We start from the raw sequence: 20,867 nt of genomic DNA on the forward strand, positions 1-20,867 counted from the left end.
TGGTGGTCGTGCTGGTGGTGGGCCGTGTGGTCGCCGGGCTGCGGGTGCCCGGTGAAGGACGCGGGGTCGGCGACGAATCGGTCGCGGCAGCCGGCGGAGCAGAAGTGGTACTCGACGCCGTCGTGCGTGGCGTGGAACTCGGTTTCGCCCGGGTCCACCGCCATGCCGCACACCGGATCGGTCACGCGCGTGGAGGTTTTGGGGAACTCGTTCATGCCTCCAGCATACCCCCGAGGGGTATATGCCCAACCAGGACGCCGCCCTCCCAGGAGGGCGCGTGCGTCGGGGCCCCGCCGCGGCTACCCCAGCGTCAGCCGCGCCCGGATGTCGCCCAGCCCGCGGGCGATCAGCAGTTCGCCCTTCCCGGACAGCGACGCCCACCCGCCGGACTCCTCGTCCCACCGCTGCCACACGCGCGGATCGCAGGGCACCGCCACCTCGACGCGCTCGCCCGCGGCGACCGCCACGTTCAGGAACCCGGCCAGGCGCACCGGCTGATCGGGCTCCTCGGGCCGGTAGTACACCTGGACCACCTCGCGCGAGTCGCGCTTGCCCGTGTTGCGCAGCGTGACGTGCGCGACGGGGGCCGCCGGGCCCTCCTCGACGAACGCGTTCGAGTACGCCCACGTCGTGTACCCCAGGCCCTCGCCCAGCCAGGCCGCCGGCTCGGGGGCGTGCCCGAACGGGAAGTGCCCGCGGTAGCCGACGTACGTGCCCTCGCGGTACTCCAGGCGCCCCTCGACGGGCGCCACGTTCCACCCCGGCGTCGCGCCGTCGGCGACCGGCCACGTGGTGACCAGCCGGCCGGTCGGCTCCAGTTCGCCCAGCAGCACCTTCGCGACGGCGTGGCCGCCTTCCTGGCCGGGCAGCCCGATCACGAGGACGGCGTCGACCCGCTCGGCCCACGGCATGAGCACCGGCGTCGCCGCGTTCACCACGACGACCGTGCGCTTGGCCGCGTCGACGACGGCGTTCACCAGCGCGTCCTGCTCCCCGGGGAGCCGCAGCGTCTCCTTGTCGGCGGCCTCCGTCTCCTGCTCCTCGGTCAGCCCGACCACGACGACCGCGACGTCGGCGTCCGCCGCCGCCTCGGCGGCCTCGGCGATGACCTCTGCCGTCGGACGCGGCGCCGGCCGCGCGATGAGCCCCCGGATGCCCGGGACGGTCGCGCCCTCGTCGTCGGGCGCCAGGTCGACGCGGGCCTGCAGCACCGTGCCCGGCTCGACCTCGCCCTCGGCGCGCCAGGACGGCGGCGTCAGGAGCGCCGCCCCCGGGTCGCCGCCCGGGACGCCCAGGTACTGCTCGCCCTCGACCGGGCCGAGCGCGACCGTCCACCGGCCCACCCCGATCACCCCGACCTCCAGGCGGCCGCCGGTCTCCACGCGCCCGCGCAGGACGGCCGCGGCGACCGGCCGCGGCGTCCCGTCCTCCCAGCCGAGGCTGGCCGCGGTCTCGGCGCCGTGCCTGGTCTCCAGCTCGACGCCGTCGGCGTCGAGCAGCGTGATCTCGAGCCCCGGCTCGCCGGTGGCCGGGTCGACGACGAAACCCGGCCGGGCGGCCACCCCCCGGGTGCGGATCTCGACGCCGTCGGCCACCGTGAGGTTCTCGTGCAGGGCCGACAGCCCGTCGGCGATCGACACCTCGTACGGCGCGTTCACGTGCGCCGACCCGCCGCCCATGCACGCCGTCGTCACGGCCGGACGCCCGATCAGCGCCACCCGCTGCTCCGGACGCAGCGGCAGCACGCCCCCGACGTTGCTCAGCAGCGTCATGCCCCGGGACGCCAACCGCGTCAGTTGCTCGACCCGCACGGCCGAGTCCACCGCCGGCACCTCGCCCCGCTCGGGCCCGGACCCCTCGCCCAGCCTGCCTGTGCGGTCGGCGAGCCGGAGGAGGCGTCGCACCTTGTCGTCGAGCATCTCCAGGGGCACCCGCCCCTCGTGGACGGCCGACACCAGGTGGCCCTCCCACGGGCCTCCCGGGCCCGGCATGACGAGGTCGAGGCCGCCCACGGCGGTCTCGACGGTGCGCGTCGCCGCGCTCCAGTCCGACATGATCAGCCCCTCCCACCCCCACTCGCCCTTCACGACCTCGTTCTGCACGTGGCCCTGCTCGGTGGCCGGGACTCCGTTGACCTTGTTGTAGGCCGCCATCAGCGTCCACGGATCCGCGTCTTCGATCGCGATCTCGAACGGCAGCAGGTACACCTCGCGCAGCGCCGCCTCGGACAGCGCCGAATCCACCGACCGCCGCTCGGTCTCCGATTCGTTCGCCACCAGGTGTTTCAGGCAGGCCCCCACCCCGGACGCCTGCAGCCCCTGCACGTAGGCCGCGGCCAGCACGCCCGTCAGCAGCGGGTCTTCGGAGTACTGCTCGAACAGCCGCCCGCCGAGCGGGGAGCGGTGCAGGTTGACGGTCGGGCCCAGCACGACGTTGACGTCTTGCCGCCGCGCCTCCGCCGCCAGCAGCCCGCCGACCTCGCGCAGCACCTCGGCATCCCACGACGACGCGAGCACCGTCGCGTTCGGGAACAGCGCGACGCGCTCGCCCCCGGTGAACTTGAGCCCGCGCACGCCCGTCGGGCCGTCGGAGAACGCCAGGGCGCCCAGCCCGATCTCGGGCTCGGCCCAGAGCGTGAACGCGGTCTCGCCGGTGAGCAGCCGCACCTTCTGCTCGACGGAGAGCTGGGCGATCAGATCGTCGTAGGGGTGGGTGGCGGTCATCGTCGACTCCTTCTGCCTGCCTCGCGGGTCACCCCATTCAAACACACGGCTCCGACGAAATCGAACGGGGGAGCGATTCGATTCGTCAGGACGCCGCGTCACCCAACCCCGCGTGCCGCAGCGCGGGCTGCTCGACCGGCGCGAGCTCCAGCAGGGCGAGGGCGGCCTGGTCGTCGGTCACGAGCGTGGTCAGTAGCCCCGAGCGCGCCGCGGCTGCAATCGCCGGCGCCCGTTGGACGCCGCCCGCGGCGGCGATCACGTGCGGGATCCGCAGCAGGTCGTCCGCGGACGCCGAGATCCGGCGGTCGGCCAGGTCGCCGTCGATGACGCGACCGTCGGCGTCCAGGAAGATGCCGAGTAGCTCGGCCTGGGCGTTCTCCTCGTCGAGGTGCGCGACGTCGGCGTCTGAGAGAAAGTGCCGCAACTGCGTGATCGAGGGCCGCCACGAGCCGACCGACATGACCGCCAGCTTCAGTTCGGGGAAGTGGGCGAGCGTGGACGCGATCGCCGGGTCGGCCCGCAGGACGGACGCCGCCTGCGCCGACCCGGCGAACAGCGGCGCGAAGATCGCGAGCGCCCGGACGCTGGAGTCGGCCGTGATGCTGCGCAGCACCTCGACGGGGGACTGGCTGGGGTCGTTGCCGACCGTCCCGGTGAGTTGGACGGCGAGGCTCGGGGGCAGGTCGACGAGCCGCTCGCCGATGGCGCGCATGGTGCGGCCCCAGGAGATCCCGAAGGTGTCCCCGGGCTCCAGGAGCGTGCGCGCGTGATCCGCCGCGGCCTGCGCGATGCGCTCCCGGATCTGGATCTCGCTGCCGCCGCTGTCGACGACCAGGCATGAGCGGAGGCCCAGGTGGGTGGCCAGCCTCGTCGACAGCAGGTCCTGGTACGCGTTGCCGCCCCGGATCTCGATGTGGACGATGCCCTCCTGGCGGCCCTGCTCCAGCAGCCGCGCCACCTTGAAGCGCGACAGCCCGAACCGCTGCCCGATCTCGACCTTGGAGCGGTCCTCCAGGTAGTAGAGCCGCGCGATCTCCCCGATCTGCTCCGCCGTCGCCTCGTCCATGTCCCCCACCTCGTGCTCAGATGAGCGCCAGCATAGGGGGCGCGGGGCCCTTGACGAGGCGTCCGACCCGCCTTACGATCTCACACATGAGCAACGGAAGCTCAAACGAGCAGCAGGACACCACCCGGCGCCTGCTCGTCAACGGCCTGACCGTCGAGGTCCCCGCCGAGCAGGCGGTCGTCCGGCGGCGCCTGCTCCCGGCGCTGCGGGCCCTCCGGCCGGCCCCCGGCCATCGGCGGGCCTTCGTGTTCGTGGCCGGCCCGCCCGGCACGGGCAAATCGACGCTTGCGGAGTTGGCGCGGCACGAGGCGTCCGAGGAGGGGCTGCGGCTCGACGTCGTGGGCCTCGACGGGTTCCACCACCGGCAGTCCTACCTCGACACCCACTGCGCGCAGGTCGGCGGCCGCGCCGTCCGGCTCGCGGACGTCAAGGGCGCCCCCGAGAGCTTCGATCTCCGGCGGTTCCAGGCGTTCCTCGCCCGCACCGCCACCGAGGACGTGGCCTGGCCCGCCTACAGCCGCACGCTGCACGACGTCGTGGACGACGCGGTCCCGGTCACGGGCGACGTCGTGCTCGTGGAGGGCAACTGGCTCATGCTCGACGAACCCGGCTGGCGCGACCTGGCCCGCTGGCCGGCGCTGCGCATCTTCCTGGACGCCCCGGCGGGTCTGCTGCGCGAGCGCCTGATCGGCCGCAAGGTCGCGGGCGGGCTCTCGCGCGCCGACGCCGAGGCGTTCTACGAGGCCAGCGACCGCCGCAACGTCGCACGTTGCCTGGGCGGCGTCACCGGCCAGATCGACATCACCCTCCGGGCCCTGCCCGACGGGACGCTGCACGACGAGACGCAGCACGACCAGACGCAGCACGACCAGACGCAGCACGACCAGACGACCACACTCGACGACGAGACCACCAGGAGAGACGCATGACGACAGCGACGCCGGCCACGGCGTCCGGACGCGCGCGGGTACAGGCGTTCGGAGGATTCTTGACGGCGATGGTGATCCCCAACATGGGGGCGTTCATCGCGTGGGGCTTCATCACGGCCCTGTTCATCCCGACCGGCTGGATCCCGAACGAGGGGTTCGCGCAGCTGGTCAGCCCGATCATCACCTACATCCTGCCTTCGCTGTTGGCGTACACGGGCGGCACGCTCGTGCATGGGCAGCGGGGCGGCGTCGCGGGCGTGACGGCGACGATCGGCCTGATCGTCGGCTCCTCGATCCCGATGTTCCTCGGCGCGATGATCATGGGACCGCTGGCCGCCTGGCTCGTGAAGCGGTTCGACCGGCTGCTCCACGGACGCATCCGGCCCGGCTTCGAGATGGTGGTCAACAACTTCTCGCTCGGGCTCATCGGGCTGGCGCTCTGCCTGCTGTCGTACGCGTTCGTCGGGCCGGTGATCGTCGCGTCGAACGGGGTGCTGCGCGCCGGCATCGAGGCGCTGGTGAGCACCGGGTTCCTGCCGATCCTGGCCGTGCTGAACGAGCCGGCGAAGGTCTTGTTCCTCAACAACGTCATCGACCAGGGCATCTACTACCCGCTCGGGATGCAGCAGGCCGCCGAGGCCGGCAGGTCGATCTTCTTCTGCGTCGCCTCCAACCCCGGCGCCGGGCTCGGGCTGCTGCTCGCCTACTGGCGGTTCGGCGCGACGACGGAGCTGCGCGACAGCGCGCCCGGCGCGATCATCATCCATTTCCTCGGCGGCATCCACGAGATCTACTTCCCGTACGTGCTGATGAAGCCGATCACGATCGTCGGCATGATCGCCGGGTCGGCGTCCGGCATCGCCACGTTCATGCTGTTCGGCGTCGGGCTCGTCGCCGGGCCGAGCCCGGGCTCGATCATCGCGTACATGCTGCTGACCCCGCGGGGCTCCCATCTCGGCATCATCGCCGGCGTCGCCGTCGCGGCGCTCGTCAGCTTCCTGGTCACCGCGCTGATCCTCAAGGTGGACGCCGCCCGGCGTCCGGGCGGCCCGGAGGCCGGCCTGGAGACCTTCCAGGCGCGGTCGGCGTCCATGAAAGACGAGGGCAAGCAGGCACTCGCCGGCGCGCTCGGCGGGGAGGCGTCCGCTGGTGCGGCGACCGCAACGCCGGCCCCCGCGAGCGACGAACCCGTGCACAAGGTGGTGTTCGCGTGCGACGCGGGGATGGGGAGCAGCACGATGGGGGCGAGCATCTTCCGCAAGAAGGCGGGCGCGCTCGGGCGGGACGACCTGGAGGTGACGAACACGGCGATCGAGGGCATCCCCGACGACGCGGACGTCGTGGTCGTCCACGAGAACCTGGCCGACCGGACGCGGGCCGCCCGCCCCGGCGTCCGGGTGGTCACCATCGGCAACTATCTGAACGACCCGAACCTGGAGGGCCTGCTGCAGCAGCTGGCCCCGAACGATGAGGAGGCCTGACATGCGCACGTCCGCGGCACGGATCCATGGGCGCGGAGACGTCCGGATCGACGACGTCGAACTCCCACCCATCACCCCCGACGAGGTGCTGCTCAAGGTGGTCAGCAGCAGCATGTGCCTGTCGACGTACAAGGCGGTGACGTTGGGGCCCGAGCACAAGCGCGTCCCCGACGACGTCGCCGACAACCCGGTGATGACCGGCCACGAGTTCGCCGGCATCATCGAAGAGGTGGGCGCGAACCTGACGGACCGCTACGCGGTGGGGCAGCACGTCGCGATCCAGCCGGCGATGGGGCTGCCCGGCGGCGAATCGCCCGGCTACAGCTACCCGTTCTACGGCGGCGACGCGACCTACACGATCGTGCCGAAGGTGGCGATCGACCTGGGCTGCGTGCTGCCGTACGACGGCGACTATTTCGCGAACGCCTCCCTCGCCGAGCCGATGATGTGCGTCATCGGGGCGTTCCACGCGAACTTTCACACGCGCGAGTTCGTGTACGAGCACCAGATGGGCCTTAAGCCCGGCGGACGCCTCGCCCTGCTCGGCGCCGCCGGCCCGATGGGCCTCGGCGCGATCCAGTACGCGCTCGAGGGGCCCTACCGGCCGAGGCTCGTCGTCGTCACCGACGTGGACGCCGCCCGCCTCGAGCGGGCGCGTGCGCTCGTGCCGCCTGAGCGGGCGTCCGAGGCGGGCGTCCGGCTGGTGTACCTGAACACCGCGGACGCCCCTGGCCAGGACGCCGCGGCCGCGCTGCGCGCGGTCGCGGAGGAGCCGGGGGCGGCGTCCGAGGGGGCGGCGTCCGAGGGGTCGGCGAGCGAGGGGTACGACGACGTGTTCGTCTTCGCACCGATCCGCGAGCTCGTCGAGACCGCAGACGCCGTGCTCGCCTGCGACGGCTGCCTGAACCTGTTCGCCGGGCCGACCGACCGCGACTTCACCGCCGGGCTGAACTTCTACCGGGTGCACTACGAGTCGACGCACGTCGTCGGGACGTCCGGGGGGTCGGCGTCCGACATGCAGGAGTCGCTCGATCTGTCCGCCTCCGGACGCATCAACCCGTCCATGCTCGTCACCCACATCGGCGGCCTGGACGCGGTGCCCGAGACGGTCGTCCAACTGCCGCAGATCCCGGGCGGCAAGAAGCTGATCTACCCGCACATCGCGCTCCCGCTGACCGCGATCGACGACTTCGCGGCGCTCGGCGCGGACGACCCGCTCTTCGCGCGGCTCGCCGAGATCTGCGCCGGCCACCAGGGTCTGTGGAACGCGGACGCCGAGGCCGTTCTGCTCGACGCGCTGGATCCGGCGGCGTCCGGACGCTGACGTCTGGGGCGGCTGTCCCGCCCGAGGCGCCTCGAGGGGAGGGCGCCTCGGGCCGGGCTACGATCGGGGACATGTTCGACGTGAACCTTGACGCCGTGTTGACCGCGAAGGCGTCCCTGCTGGCGGATGATCCGCGGCGCGGGCCGGTGCAGTCGGGCATCGCGAAGCAGGTGGTGTCGGCGCCCGTGCAGGTGGGCCTCGAGGGGTTGGCGGGCGACGAGCAGGCCGACCGCGAGAACCACGGGGGCGTCGACAAGGCCGTCATGCAGTACGCGTTCGACCATTACCCCTTCTGGCGCGAGCAACTCGGCGACCATCCGCTGCTGCAGCATCGCGGGGCGTTCGGGGAGAACCTGACGACGTCCGGGGTGACGGAGGCCGACGTGTGCATCGGCGACACGGTGTCCGTCGGGTCGGCGGTCTTTCAGATCTCACAGGGTCGCCAGCCCTGCTGGAAGCTGAACCTGCGCTTCGAGGTGCCGGGCATGTCGCGGATGGTGCAGAAGTCCCTGCGGACCGGCTGGTACTACCGCGTGCTGGAGCCGGGAGCGATCGAGGCGGGGGACCGCGTCCGGTTGCTCGATCGGGTGCAGCCCGTGTGGACCGTCGAGCGCGCGCTGCGGCTGATGTTCCGGACGCTGCCGGGCGAGCCGTCTGAGGTGCGCGCCTGGTCGGCCGAGCTGGCGGACGTCCCGGAGCTGTCGGCGTCCTGGCGCCGGACGCTCATCGAGCGTCTCGACAAAGCCCCCCTGAAGGACGCCTCCGCGCGTCTCGACGGCTGAGGGGCGTTTCCCCCTGAGGGCGTTTCTACCTGACATTCTCCACACTCTGGTGTGGAGAATGTCACACGGGTAGCCCGCCGCGGGGTCGCGCGTCCCCCACTCCCTGCGGTGGGCCGTCCTGCCCCGTGGGGCGGTCGTGATAGGCGGTCCGGGCCCGCGGGCGTGCGAGTTCGGGTGGCCATTCACTGGGACGCCGACGCCGGGACGCCGCAGAGCGGGCGTCCGGACGCGAGCGCACCCGGCGTCACGCGCGCCGCGGGCGTCCGGCGTTCGCACCCGGCGTCCCGCGTTCGCACCCGGCGTCCCGCGATGGCACTGAACGAAATCCGGCGTCGTCGAGGGGACATACGCGGCGCAGCCCCCTGAGAGCCAGGCCGCGCGGACATGGGCTGGGGAAGCGTGTGGCGTTCCCGCCCCGAGGGGGCGGAAACGCCACACCGACCAGCCCTGAGCGTGTGACGTTCTCCACATCAGAGTGTGGAGAACGTCAGGTAGAAACGCCCCCGGGTCAGCCCTTCATCTCCTCGAGCTCCATGCCCTTCGTCTCCCGGACTAAGCGCCACACGAAGAGCAACGACAGCAACGCGCACACGAAGTAGAAGCCGTACGCCAGGCCGAGGGAGACGTCCTTGAGCGACGGGAACGACACGGTGATCAGCCAGTTCGCGACCCACTGCGCGGCCGCGGCCAGCGAGAGGGCGGCGCCGCGGATCTTGTTCGGGAACGTCTCGCCGAGCAGCACCCAGACGACCGGTCCCCACGACATGCCGAATGCGACCACAAAGACGTTCGCCGCGACCAGGGCCACCGGACCCATCGCGCCGAGCTGCGGGACGCCGTTCACCACGGGAGCGGTTCCGAACACGAACGCCATCACGCCGAGCGCGATCGTCATGCCGGTGGACCCCACCAGCAGCAGCGGCTTGCGGCCGAACTTGTCGATCGACGCGATGGCGATCAGCGTCGTCACGATGTTCGTCACCGACGTGATCACCGTGAACAGGAACGAGTCGGCCTCGCTGAAGCCCACCGCCTCCCACAGCACGTTGGAGTAGTAGAAGATCACGTTGATCCCGACGAACTGCTGGAAGACCGACAGCAGAATGCCGACCCACACGATCGGCAGCAGGCCGAGGGCCGGGCCGCGCAGGTCCTTGTAGGAGGGCTTCGTGTCGCGCTTCAGGCTCGCCGCGATGCGCTCGATCGTCGCCTCGACCTTGGACGGGTGCAGCAGCGTCGACAGCACCTTCCGGGCCTCGTCGTGGCGCCCGGCACCGACGAGGAAGCGCGGGGACTCGGGGATCGTCATGGCCAGCCCGCCGTAGATCACCGCCGGGATGAACATGGCGATGAACATCCAGCGCCAGGCCTCCATGCCTAGCCACAGCACGTCGTGGGAGCTTCCGGCGGCCATCGCCAGGATGAAGTCCACGATCAGCGACGTGAAGATGCCGGTCACGATCGCGAGTTGTTGCAGCGATCCGAGGCGTCCGCGAATGCGCGCGGGCGCCACCTCGGCGATGTAGGCCGGCGCGATGACGGACGCGAACCCGACGCCCAGGCCGCCGATGACGCGGAAAACCACCAGCATCCCGACGCTCTGAGAAAGGCCGGCGCCGAACGCGCTCACGAAGAAGAGCACGGCCGCCAGCTTCATGACGGACAGGCGTCCGAACCGGTCGGCCACCCGGCCGGCCGTCATCGCGCCCGCGGCGGCGCCCAGCAAAGCGGACGCGACGGCGAAGCCCAGCAACGCTGGTTCGACCTGGAACTGCCGCTCGATGGCCGCGACGGCGCCGTTGATCACGGCGCTGTCGTAGCCGAACAGGAAGCCGCCCAACGCCGCGACGACGGAGATGCGGATCGCGCCCTTGGTTTGTTCGCCCGCCGAGCCGTCGTCGATCGACTCGACCTCGGGCGTGGGACCGTGCTCGCTCATGGGTGGCCCTCCTCTTTTCTGGGAACCCCTGGTTGCCGGGGTGGACCCCGACGGTGGAAGATAGCAACATAACACTCACAGTTCGGACCGTGCCTGGTTCGGGCTAAGGAACGAGGGGGTTCGCATGACCGCACACGTTGCACTGGGCATCGACATCGGCGGGTCCGGCATCAAGGGGGCGCCGATCGACCTGACCACGGGCCAGATGATCACCGAGCGGGTCAAGATCCTGACGCCGGCGAAGTCGACCCCGACGGCCGTCGCGGAGATCGTCGCCGAGATCGCCCGGCAGGTCTCGGGCGCGCTGCCCGACGACGCCCCGGTCGGGGTGACGATCCCCGGCGTCGTCCAGCACGGCGTCGTGCGCACCGCGGCCAACATCGACAAATCCTGGATCGACGCCAAGGGCGAGAAGATCTTCTCCGAGGCGCTCGGGCGTCCCTGCACGCTCGTCAACGACGCGGACGCCGCGGGCGTCGCCGAAACCCGCTGGGGAGCCGGCAAGGACCACGACGGCCTCGTCATCACCACGACGCTGGGCACCGGCATCGGCATCGCGCTGACGTACAACGGCGTCCTCATCCCGAACGCGGAGCTGGGCCACCTCGAGATCGACGGCCACGACGCCGAGACGCGCGCGGCGGCGAGCGCCCGGGAGCGGGAGGGCCTGAACTACAAGGATTGGGCGAAGCGACTGCAGCGCTACTACTCCACGTTGGAGAACCTGCTCTGGCCCGACCTGTTCATCGTGGGCGGCGGGGTGTCGCGCAAGTCTGAGAAGTTCCTGCCGCGCCTCTCGCTGCGGACGCCGATCGTCCCGGCCGTGTTGCTCAACGGCGCCGGCATCGCGGGTGCCGCGGCTCTGGCCGCCGACCCGGCGGCCGACGGCGTCGCGTAGGGGGCCCGGCCCGGCGTCCGAACTCACCCGACGGGGCGTCGGTCGTCGGGCCGTTGCCGCGCTGGCTCTCGAGGGCCGATCCTCGTTGATATTCTCCCGGCGATAGGAGAGTGCGATGAGGTTCTTGTTCGTGGGCGCCGGCGCCATCGGCACGTACGTGGGCGGGGCTCTCGCGAGCCACGGCCACGCGGTGGGTTACATCGAGCAGCCCGGGCCGGCCGACGTGATCGCCCGGCAGGGCCTCCGATTGCACATGGGCGGCACCACGACGGCGGTGCGGCACGTCCAGTTGTACACGTCGACCGCGGACGCCCTGGCCGCGGGCCCGTACGACGCGGGCGTCCTGGCGCTGAAATCCTTCGACACGGCCGGCGTGCTGGACGATCTCGTCGCGTCGGCGTCCGCGGGCGGCGAGGTGCCGCCCCTGCTGTCGCTGCAGAACGGCGTCGACAACGAGATTCTCATCGCGGAGCGCCTCGGGGCCGACCGCGTGATCTCCGGCACGGTGACGAGCGCGATCGGCAAGCCGGGCATCGGGGAGGTCATCGAGGAGAAGCGGCGCGGCATCGGCATCGCGCTCGGGTCGCCGCTGTCGGAGATGATCGTCGGCGCCCTGAACGATGCCCGGCTGGGGGCCAAGTTGTTCCACGATGCGCGCGGCATGAAGTGGTCGAAGCTGTTCACGAACCTGACGGGCAACGCGACGTCGGCGATCCTCGACATGCCGGTGGGGGCGCTGTTCGCCGACCGGCGGCTCTACGAGGTCGAGATCGCCGTGCTGCGCGAGTGCCTCGCCGTGATGCGGGCCCGTGACCACCGGCCCGTCGACCTCCCCGGCACCCCGGTCCGCGCGCTCGCCCTCGCGGTCGAGCGCCTGCCGCGGGCGATCGTCCAGCCGGTGCTCACCCGCGCCCTCGGGCACGGGCGCGGCGACAAGATGCCGAGCTTCCACATCGACCTCCACGCCGGCCGCGGGCGCACCGAGGTGAATTGGCTGAACGGGGCCGTCGTCCGGCACGGAGCGGAGGTGGGCGTCGAGGCGCCGGTGAACGCCGTGCTCACCGAGACCCTCGAGGCGCTCAGCCACGGCGAGCTCGACATCGAAGAGTTCCGGCACAACCCGGACGCCCTGCTGAGGCGCTTGGCCTGATCCGCCGGGCGTCTCACGCGCCCTCGGCCACACCCCGCCGCCAGTAGCCCATGAAGGCCAGTTGCCCCCGCGGGACGCCGGCGGCCCGCGCACCAGCGCGGATCCGCCGCACCCAGCCGGCCTCGCCGGCGACCCAGCCGTAGCGGGCGCCGGTGCCGTCGCCCTCCTGCCACAGCAGCCCCTCGGACGCCTCCGCGTCGGCCGCGCCGAAGGGGAGGTGGTCGAGGGCGGAGTCTCCCGATTCCCGGTCGCACCACGTGAGCTCGACGCCCTCGGGCGCGCCCAGATCGCGGGCGTCCGCGGCGGTGGGCACCTCCACGACGATGCGGCCGCGGGCGTCCGGGGGGAGTGTCCGCGCGATGTTCGCCACCGCCGGCAGGGCGGTCTCGTCGGCGACCAGCAGCAGGTCGCGGGCGTCCCCGGGCCGCCAGGCCAGCCCGACGGCGTCGTGGCCGGCGCGCGTCCGATCGGGGGCGACCAGCAGGACCGGCGTCCCGGGCTGGGCCTCGAGCGCGAAGCGGACGCCTGGGCCCGTGTCGGCGGCCGGGTCGGACCCCGGGTCGGACCCCGGGTCAGGAGCGCCGTGGGCGACGATGTCGAGGTCGACCTCGCCGGCGTCCGGACGTGCCGCGCTCAGCGTGTACGTCCGCAGTGCGGGCCGGTCGGCCTCGGGCAGGTCGAGCCAGGCGGCGTACCAGTCGCCGCCCGCGACGGCGACCCTCGCAAGCGCCTCCGGACGCCCGAGCACGAGCTTCACCCGCTGGTCGAGCAGGGTGGTGCCCACGTCGGCGAGGTCGCCGGTCAGCGTCAGCCGGACGAACGACGCCCCCACCCGTTCTCGTCGGGCCAGGGTCGTGGCGAAGGGCCGGTAGGGAATGGTCATCGAACGGACCTCATCTTCCAGAGCAGGCTGATGAAATAGGGGGCGCCGACCAGCGAGCACACCAGGCCGACGGGGAGTTGCGCGGGGGCGAGCAGCGAACGCCCCGCGATGTCACTGACGAGCACCAAAGCGGCGCCGATCAGGGCGGCCAGCGGCAGCAGGACGCGGTGCCGCGGGCCGACGAGCAGCCGCGCGGCGTGCGGCGCGACGAGGCCGACGAACCCGATGACGCCGACCCCGGTCGTCGCCGCCGTCGTGAGGGCGACTGCCGTGGCGAGGCCGGCCAGCCGTGTCCGGCCGACCGGCACCGACAGCAGCCGCGGGGTGTCTGCGTCCAGCTGCAGCAGGTCGAGGCGGCGGGCCAGCGCGAGGGTCGCTGCCGCCCCCACCCCGAGGACGACGGCCAGCGGGGCGAGCCGGGGCAGCGCGGCTCCGTACGTCGAGCCGCCGAGCCAGGTGATGGCCTTGGCCTGGTTCCAGGGGTCGGTGCCGACGACGAGCATCGTGGTGACGGCGGTGGCGGCGGTGGCGATCCCGATCCCGACCAGCACGAGGCGCGTCGGCTCGAAACCGCCGCGGGCGGCGAGCCCGAAGACGAACCCGGACGCCGTCAGCGCCCCGGCGAGGGCGCCGGCGGTGATGCCGGCGAAGCCGGACCCCGGAGCGAAGACGATGGCGACGAGCGCGCCCGCCCCGGCGCCGGCGGATACCCCGAGGACGCCGGGGTCGGCCAGCGGGTTGCGTGTCACCGCCTGGGTGAGCGCGCCCGCGATCGCGAGGGCGGCCCCCGCGAGGGCCGCGGCGAGCACGCGGGGGAGGCGGGCGTCCAGCATCAGGTCGATCCTGCGGGACGCCACGCCGCGCACCCAGTTGCCCAGGTCGCCCAGCAGCAGCCAGCCGTCGCCGGCCAGCAGTCCCAGCACGCCGAGGCACGCGACCGCCGCGGCGGCCAGCGCGAGGAGCGCGCCGGCCGGACGGCGGCGTCCGGCGCCCACGGACGCCGGCGAGGCGTCCGCGCGGCCGGTGCGCATGCCCTGCGACAGGGCGACGAGGAACATGGCGCCCAGCAGCGACGTGACGACGCCGGTGGGCACCTGGAGGGAGTCGGTTCCGGTGAGCACCAGGCGCAGCCCGACGTCGGCGGCGAGCACGAGCACGGCCCCGAACAGGGCGCTCGCCGGCACGGCCACGGAGTGACGGGCGAGCCCCGGCACACGCCCGGCCGCCAGCCGGATCGTCGCCGGCGCGGCCAGGCCCACGAACCCGAGCGGCCCCACGAGCGTGACGGACGCCGCCGCCATCAGGACCGCGAGCGCGACGACCCCCGCCCGCACGGCGCCCACCCGGACGCCGAGGCTGCGGGCGGCGTCCTCGCCGAGGCCGAGCAGGTCGAGGCGCGGGCCGAGGGCGGCGGTGACCGCGACCGCCAGCAGGATCGGGGCGGCGAGGGCCGCGATGGCGTCCCCGCCGGGCTGGGAGAGCGAGCCGGCGCCCCACGCGAACAGGCCCTGGGTCTCCTGACTGAAGACGAGCAGCAGCGCGGACGTCCCGGCGGCCAGGCCCAGCGAAAACACGGTCCCGACCAGCACGAGCCGGGCCGGTGCGGGGTCGCGACCGACCAGCCCCAGGACCGCGAGCGCGGCCACGATGCCCCCGGCGAAGGCCACCGCCGTGCCGCCGAACGGCCCGAGCGCGAGCCCGAAGGCCGCGACGATCGTGAGGGCGAGGTAGGCGCCCGCGTTCACGGCGAGCGTGTCCGGGGACGCCAGCGGGTTGCGTGCCAACCCCTGCAGTGCGCAGCCGGCCGCGCCGAGCGCGAGGCCCACGAGGACGCCCGCCTCCATCCGGGGCAGCCGCGACGCGAGCACGACCTCGGACGCCCCCGGCGCCGGCCGCCCGAGCAGCACGGTCACCACGTCGCCCAGCCGGACGTCCGCCGTCCCCTGGCCCAGGTGGACGACCGCCAGCATCGCGAGCGCGGCGACCAGCCCGGCGAGCACGACGACCACGGCGGGCGTGGTCGTCCGGGGGCGGGCCGCCCCGGCCGCCCCCGGACGCCTCACCGTCGGGTGCTCAGCGGACCGCGGCGACGTACGCATCGACGAGCTGCATCATGGACGCCGGCCCGCCGTAGAGCCAGACGCCCCCGGCGATCGGCTCGACGCGCTTCGCCGTCACGAACGGAAGCCGTTGCCACACCGCATTCTTGGCGAGCGTGGTCGTCACGGGGTCGGCGACCGTGTCGGTCGTCCAGTACCAGAACGCGGTGTCGGCGGGCAGCTTGGTGAGCGCCTCCACGTCGAGCGAGCTGAGGCCCCAGGACGCGTCGCCGGCGTCGGTCACCGCGTTGGTCAGGCCGAGTTCCGCGGCGAGCGCGCCCGGCTGGGAGCGGGGGCCGTGCATGCGGAAGTCCGCCTTGTTGCCGGTCACGTTGATGTAGGCCAGCGCGAACGGGCCCGGCTTGGCCGCGGCGATCGCGGCCTTGCCCTGGGCGATCTTGGCGTCCAGGTCGGCCAGGACACGGTCGGCCTCGGCGGTCTTGCCGAGCAGCTTGCCCGTCGTCGTGACGTTGTCGCGCATCTGGCCCAGCGGGCGGGCGGCGTCCGAGGAGCGCAGCAGGACGACGGGCGCGATCTGTTCCATCTGCGCGACCGCGTCGGCGGGGATCGAGTTCTCCACGCCGAGGATCAGGTCCGGGTCGGCCTTGGCGACCGACTCGAGGCTCGGCTCGGTGCGCAGCCCGACGTCGACCGGGGAGCCCGTGAGCTTCGCCGCGGTGACCCAGTGGCCGTAGCCGGTGGGGTCGGCTACGCCGACCGGCTGGACGCCGAGCGTCACCGCGTCCTCGGTCTGGCCCCACTCGAGCGTGACGACGCGGGACGCCGGCCCGGGCAGCGTCACCTGCTTGCCGCGGGAGTCGGTGACGGTGATCGACGCCGCCCCGGTGGTCGGAGCGTCCGTGGCCGCCGGTTCGGTCGTGCCGCAGCCGGCGAGCATCGTCAGCGCGGCCACGGCGGCCAGGATCGTGCGGAGGTTCATCGTGGTCCTTCGGTCGGTGGTGCAAGGGATGGGTGGGGGCATGGCGCGGCGTCCGGCCCGAACGGGGCAGGACGCCGCCGGGCCGGACGCCGCGGGCTCAGGCCGCGCTCGGACGCCGGGTGCGCAGCGACGTGAGCGCGCTCACCCGGACGCCGGCATCCCCGTCGGGGGACACCTCCACGCGGACGCCGTAGGCGCGGCGGAGCAGGGCTGGGGTGAGCACGACGCGCGGCGCTCCGGCCGCGAGCACGCGGCCGTCGGCCAGCAGCACGACCTCGTCGGCGACCGCGGCCGCCTGGTTCAGGTCGTGCAGGACGACGCCGATCGCGACGCCCTCGTCGTCCGCGAGCTCCCGCAGCAGGGCGAGCAGCTCGACCTGGTACCGCAGGTCGAGGTGGTTCGTCGGCTCGTCGAGCAGCAGCACCCCGGTGTCCTGCGCGAGGCAGGACGCCAGCCAGACGCGCTGCACCTGCCCGCCGGAGAGCTGGTCGACCGGGCGGTCCGCCAGCTCGGCGAGGCCGGTGAGGCGCAGGGCGCGCGCGACGGCGTCCGGGCCGCCCTGGTCGGCGCGCAGGGCGCGCCGGTACGGGTGGCGACCGAAGGTGACGACCTCGGACACCGTCACGCCGGCGGGGGTGGGCCGCTGTTGGGTGAGCATCGCGAGCCTGCTGGCCAGGGCTCGTGGGGAGAGGTCGTCGAGGTCGGCGTCCTCCTGGGCCCCCGTGATCCGGACGCGTCCGGCGTCGCGCCGGTGCAGGCGGGCGAGCGAGCGAAGCAGCGTGCTCTTGCCGCTGCCGTTGGGCCCGACGAGCGCGGTGACCCGGCCGGAGCGGATCGACAGGTCGACCTCGTGGACGACGGGGTCGCCCCCGTACGAGAGGGTGAGCCCGGCGCCCGTCAGCGCGAGACCACGGGGGTGGATGTTCATGGAAGCGAGGTTAGGCTTACCTAACTCATTTACGCAAACTCGCGCTGATGTATTTGGTCAGACGGGCGACGCCGCCTCCCGCTCGGACGCCTGGATCTCGTCGCGCGAGATGTCCAGCAGGGAAAGCACCGCGTCCAGGTTGGGGACGTTCAGCGCCGTCGCGGCCGCCGCCCGGACGGCCGGCTTGGCGTTGAACGCGATGCCGAGGCCGGCGATCGCGAGCATGTCGAGGTCGTTGGCACCGTCGCCGATCGCGACGGTCCGCTCCAACGGCAGCCCCTCCTCCGCGGCGAGCTCGCGCAGCGCGGCCGCCTTCGCGGCCCGGTCGACGACGTGCCCCAGCACCCGCCCGGTGAGGACGCCGTCGGCGATCTCGAGGCGGTTCGCGTAGACGCGCGTGATGCCGAGTTGCGCGGCGAGCGGCTCGACGACCTCGGTGAAGCCGCCCGAGACCAGGGCGACCGTGTCGCCCAGCGCGTGCAGCGTCCGGACGAGCGTGGACGCCCCCGGCGTCAGCCGCAGCCGCGCGGAGACCTCCCCGATCACCGACTCGGGCAGCCCGGCGAGCGCACGCACCCGTTCGTGCAGGCTGGCCGCGAAGTCGAGCTCGCCGCGCATCGCCCGCAGGGTGACGGCCGCGACCTCGCGCTCGCGGCCGGCGTGGGCGGCGAGCAGCTCGATAACCTCGTCGCGGATGAGCGTGGAGTCCACGTCCATGACGACCAGCCGACGCCCGAAGCGGCGCAGCCCCGCCGGCGAGACCGAGACGTCGAAACCGGCCTCCGCGGCGACCTTCGCCAGCGCCGGGCGCAGCGCCGAGACGTCGGATCCCGACACGTAGAACTGAATCGTCGTCGGTTGCGTCGACAGCCTGCGGATGTGGTTCGCGTGGACGCCGAGCGCGGTGAACACGCCGGTCACCCGGGCCACGTGGGACGCCCGCAGCGGGTCGCCCAGCACCGTCACGATCGCGCGGGCCGGGTCGACGCGGTGCAGGTCCCCGGTGCCGTGCTCGGCGTGCACCTGCAAGCCGATCTTCTCGCAGAGTTCCTTGAAGCGGCCGGTCAGGTGGGCCTCGGCGTCGGCGTCGAGGTCGGTGAGCAGAAACGTGAGCGTCATCGACCCCCGGACGATGAGCTGCTCGATGTCGAGGATCACCGCATCGTGCCGCGCGACCTCGGCGAACAGGGCGCGGCGGAGGCCGGTGCGCTCCCGGCCGGTGACGGTGATCAGCAGCGTCGGCGTGTTGGCGTCCACGGGCACCAGGGTAGGGGTCGGCTCAGCGCTGAGCGACCGCGGACGGACGCTGGGCGAGATCGACCAGCATCGAGTCGTCGTCGCGGGAGACGTCGGCGGCGAACGCCTGGTCGGGCTCGTCGGCGAGGCGTCCGAGTTCGGCCGCCGCGGCGTCCGAGACGGACCCGACCACCGTGATGCTGCCCCGGCGGCGTCCGCGGGGGCGCCACTGGACGGCGACGTGCGTCCGGGGGCCGACGGCGTCCAGGATCGTGCACATCAACTCGGTGAGGTGCTCCAGCTCGATCGGTTCCGGCGTCTGTTCGGCGGACAGCTCCACGCGCGCGCCGCGCCGGCGCGCGGCGTCTGTGGACGCCTCGATGACGTCGGTCACGAGGGGCCCGGCGACGAGCCGGTCGCGCAGCCGGGCCTCCATCAGGGTCATGGCGGTGCGCTCGTCGGCGGTCAGGACTCCGCCGGCCCCGATGCGCTGCAGCATCGGGCCGACCTCGTCGAGCAGCGTGCCGCTGCGCTCGGACGCCGCGGCGTCCTGCTCTTGCTGTTCGACCAGCCGCAGCCGGAGGCGTCCGGCGCGCGCCGCAGAGCGGTTGATCGCGTCGGCAGAGCGGTCGAGCCCGATCCGCACGAGGCCGGCCAGCGTCACGTAGCCGAGGGTCACGACGTAGTTCCAGAGCAGACCGGACGCCGACCACCACCCGAGCGCGATCCGCGTGACCGCCTCGACCGCGACCATCATCCCGAACGCGACCCAGCCCGCCAGCGGCCGCGTGAAGAACGCCAGCGACGCGAGCGCCGGGGCGTACGCGCCGCCCCACCAGTAGCGCCAGTCGAGGGGGACGGGGACGGTCAGGTTCGTCAGGTGCGCGACGGGCATGAGGGCGATCGCGCAGGCCAGGCTGAACCAGGCGCGCGTCGTCGGCGGGATGACGCCGGTCGCCACGGTGAGGGCCGTGCAGCTCAGCATCGTCGCGGCGAGCACCTGGGGGCTGAGGACGCCCCCCGCGAGCCATCCGGCCGCGAAGTGCAGCAGCATCAGCAGCGTCACGAGGTAGGTGACGGGGAACATCTTGAACATGTCCCACCGGACGTAGGGCACCTCGGGCACCTCGGCCGCCTCCCAGTGGAGCGTCACGGTCGTCCCGGAGCCCGGCTTCGACGTGACCTCGGCTTGGCCGCCGATCGAGCGCATGCGGGCGAGGATGCCGAGCGGGATGCCGGCGCGCTCCTGGGTCGAGTGAGGGTTGAAGCCCTGCCCGTGGTCGCGGATCTCGACGCGGACGTGGTCGTCGACGACGGTGGCGGTGACGAAGGCGACCCGTTGGCCCGAGTGCCGGGCGACGTTGGTGAGGGCCTCGGCCGTGGCGTCCACCAGGGTCTGCCCGCCGATGTTGTCCGGGATGTCGCCGGTCACCGTGATGATGACCTGCAACCCCAGCCGGCGCGCGTGCTCGCGCACCGCCCCCTGAAACGTGCGTGACGGGGTGCCGTCGTCGCTGTCGCGCAGCACCTCGAGCGCCTGCCGGGCCAGCTCGCCCGAGTTCTCCGAGAGCTCCGGCTCGCGCGCGGCGAGCCGGAGCGCGCCGAGGATCTTGTCGTGGATGAGCCCGTTCCACCGCATCTGCTCGAAGCGGCGGGCGCCGCTGCGCGCCAGTGTCTCGCGCAGGGCCCAGCCCCGCTCCGATGTGGCCTGGACCTCCGAGGTGATGCTCACCGACAGCGAGACGAACGCGACGACGGACAGCCCCACGACGACCCAGATGGACGCCGACGTGAGGCCCATCGCCAGGCCGATCGCGTGCGACCGCAGCACGCCGTACCAGACCCCGAAGTACAGGCAACTGATCGTGCCCCAGCGCGCGCCGAACGCGAACGGCGACAGGATCAGGGACGGGATCGCGATGTCGACCAGCAGCGGCGGGTTCGTCGGCGGCGTCGGGTCGAGCATGACCGGAACGTGGGCGAGCGTGAACGCCAGCGCGTAGAGGCAGAAGAGGCGCGAGCCCACGCGGGAGCCCGGCCGGACGATCGCCTCCACGGTCGCGTACACGATCAGCGCGGCGAGCACGAGGAGGGCGGGGACGACGACGGGTGGGGTGTCGGGCGGGATCCAGTCGCGCTGGACCCGGTACCACGTCACCAGCCCGACGATCGTCATCGCGACGATCGAGAAGAGCTGTCCTCCGCGGTCGAACACGTTCTGGTCGAGGATCGCCTGGCGCGTCCAGCTCGGGAGAACGCGGGCGACCCACCGGCGGACCCACGCCGGCGGATCGTGGCGCGGCTCCAGCAGCACGCGGCGCGCGAACTGTTCGGCGAACAGCGCGTTCCCGGCGTACAGGAACTTATCGAGCCAAGGCGGGGACATCGGACTCATTATCGACGACAGCCCGTCGCGATGGGGGAGTTCCGCGTCCGACATGAAAGACGTCCGACGCCGCCGGCGTCCCGATGGCCGGGCGGATGGATCG

16 protein-coding genes are annotated in these 20,867 nt (G+C 72.9%); 6 read left to right on the forward strand and 10 right to left on the reverse strand.

The annotated features are described in order from the left end of the window. The 3 genes from WMJ97_RS07205 to WMJ97_RS07215 all read right to left on the reverse strand — a co-directional run. A partial coding sequence (locus tag WMJ97_RS07205) for a YHS domain-containing protein (RefSeq protein WP_347348306.1) occupies nt 1-215 on the reverse strand: 215 nt, incomplete at its 3' end. 84 nt (nt 216-299) lie between these two features. Next, entirely contained in the window at nt 300-2,723 is a 2,424-nt protein-coding gene (locus tag WMJ97_RS07210) for a glycoside hydrolase family 3 C-terminal domain-containing protein (protein WP_347348307.1), read from the reverse strand. An 85-nt stretch (nt 2,724-2,808) separates the two neighbouring features. After that, entirely contained in the window at nt 2,809-3,789 is a 981-nt protein-coding gene (locus WMJ97_RS07215) for a sugar-binding domain-containing protein (protein ID WP_347348308.1), read from the reverse strand. A gap of 86 nt (nt 3,790-3,875) precedes the next feature. Between WMJ97_RS07215 and WMJ97_RS07220 the strand changes: the two genes are divergently transcribed. The 4 genes from WMJ97_RS07220 (at nt 3,876) to WMJ97_RS07235 (ending at nt 8,305) form a co-directional block, all read left to right on the forward strand. Further along, nucleotides 3,876-4,718: a hypothetical protein gene (locus tag WMJ97_RS07220; RefSeq protein WP_347348309.1), complete on the forward strand. Its 843-nt coding sequence runs from the start codon at nt 3,876-3,878 to the stop codon at nt 4,716-4,718. Then, complete coding sequence (locus WMJ97_RS07225; RefSeq protein ID WP_347348310.1) at nt 4,715-6,199, forward strand: PTS mannitol transporter subunit IICB; 1,485 nt, start codon at nt 4,715-4,717, stop codon at nt 6,197-6,199. Before WMJ97_RS07220 ends, WMJ97_RS07225 begins: the two co-directional genes overlap by 4 nt. A gap of 1 nt (nt 6,200) precedes the next feature. Further along, nucleotides 6,201-7,523 (forward strand): alcohol dehydrogenase catalytic domain-containing protein, encoded by a 1,323-nt coding sequence (locus tag WMJ97_RS07230; RefSeq protein ID WP_347348311.1) that lies wholly within the window; start codon nt 6,201-6,203, stop codon nt 7,521-7,523. 71 nt (nt 7,524-7,594) lie between these two features. Next, nucleotides 7,595-8,305: an MOSC domain-containing protein gene (locus WMJ97_RS07235; protein ID WP_347348312.1), complete on the forward strand. Its 711-nt coding sequence runs from the start codon at nt 7,595-7,597 to the stop codon at nt 8,303-8,305. 508 nt (nt 8,306-8,813) lie between these two features. On the opposite strand, the gene WMJ97_RS07240 is transcribed toward WMJ97_RS07235, so the two are convergent. Further along, nucleotides 8,814-10,244: a sugar porter family MFS transporter gene (locus tag WMJ97_RS07240; RefSeq protein ID WP_347348313.1), complete on the reverse strand. Its 1,431-nt coding sequence runs from the start codon at nt 10,242-10,244 to the stop codon at nt 8,814-8,816. Between the two features lie 124 nt (nt 10,245-10,368). Here WMJ97_RS07240 and ppgK point away from each other — a divergent pair, with 124 nt between their 5' ends. Next, the gene (gene ppgK, locus WMJ97_RS07245; protein WP_347348314.1) at nt 10,369-11,142 is read left to right on the forward strand and encodes a polyphosphate--glucose phosphotransferase; all 774 of its coding nucleotides are present in this window, start codon (nt 10,369-10,371) and stop codon (nt 11,140-11,142) included. A gap of 115 nt (nt 11,143-11,257) precedes the next feature. Beyond that, nucleotides 11,258-12,292: a 2-dehydropantoate 2-reductase gene (locus WMJ97_RS07250; RefSeq protein WP_347348315.1), complete on the forward strand. Its 1,035-nt coding sequence runs from the start codon at nt 11,258-11,260 to the stop codon at nt 12,290-12,292. A gap of 13 nt (nt 12,293-12,305) precedes the next feature. Here WMJ97_RS07250 and WMJ97_RS07255 read toward each other — a convergent pair whose 3' ends face one another. The 6 genes from WMJ97_RS07255 to WMJ97_RS07280 all read right to left on the reverse strand — a co-directional run bounded on the left by WMJ97_RS07255 (nt 12,306) and on the right by WMJ97_RS07280 (nt 20,764). After that, nucleotides 12,306-13,175, reverse strand: a complete 870-nt coding sequence (locus WMJ97_RS07255) for a siderophore-interacting protein (RefSeq protein ID WP_347348316.1) — start codon at nt 13,173-13,175, stop codon at nt 12,306-12,308. Next, complete coding sequence (locus tag WMJ97_RS07260) at nt 13,172-15,274, reverse strand: iron ABC transporter permease (protein WP_347348317.1); 2,103 nt, start codon at nt 15,272-15,274, stop codon at nt 13,172-13,174. The genes WMJ97_RS07255 and WMJ97_RS07260 overlap by 4 nt, the downstream gene beginning before the upstream one ends. Then, entirely contained in the window at nt 15,249-16,214 is a 966-nt protein-coding gene (locus tag WMJ97_RS07265; protein ID WP_347348318.1) for an iron-siderophore ABC transporter substrate-binding protein, read from the reverse strand. The genes WMJ97_RS07260 and WMJ97_RS07265 overlap by 26 nt, the downstream gene beginning before the upstream one ends. Nucleotides 16,215-16,311: 97 nt before the next feature. After that, nucleotides 16,312-17,142, reverse strand: coding sequence for an ABC transporter ATP-binding protein (locus WMJ97_RS07270; RefSeq protein ID WP_347348319.1), 831 nt, complete (start codon nt 17,140-17,142; stop codon nt 16,312-16,314). 57 nt (nt 17,143-17,199) lie between these two features. Continuing rightward, nucleotides 17,200-18,399 carry a phosphoserine phosphatase SerB gene (serB, locus tag WMJ97_RS07275; RefSeq protein WP_347348320.1) on the reverse strand — a complete coding sequence of 400 codons (1,200 nt, stop codon included), beginning with the start codon at nt 18,397-18,399 and terminating at the stop codon, nt 17,200-17,202. Nucleotides 18,400-18,421: 22 nt separating this feature from the next. Further along, nucleotides 18,422-20,764, reverse strand: a complete 2,343-nt coding sequence (locus WMJ97_RS07280) for an ATP-binding protein (RefSeq protein WP_347348321.1) — start codon at nt 20,762-20,764, stop codon at nt 18,422-18,424. Nucleotides 20,765-20,867 lie beyond the last annotated feature (103 nt).

Source organism: Nigerium sp., from assembly GCF_039811905.1.
Lineage (GTDB): Bacteria > Actinomycetota > Actinomycetes > Propionibacteriales > Propionibacteriaceae > Propioniciclava.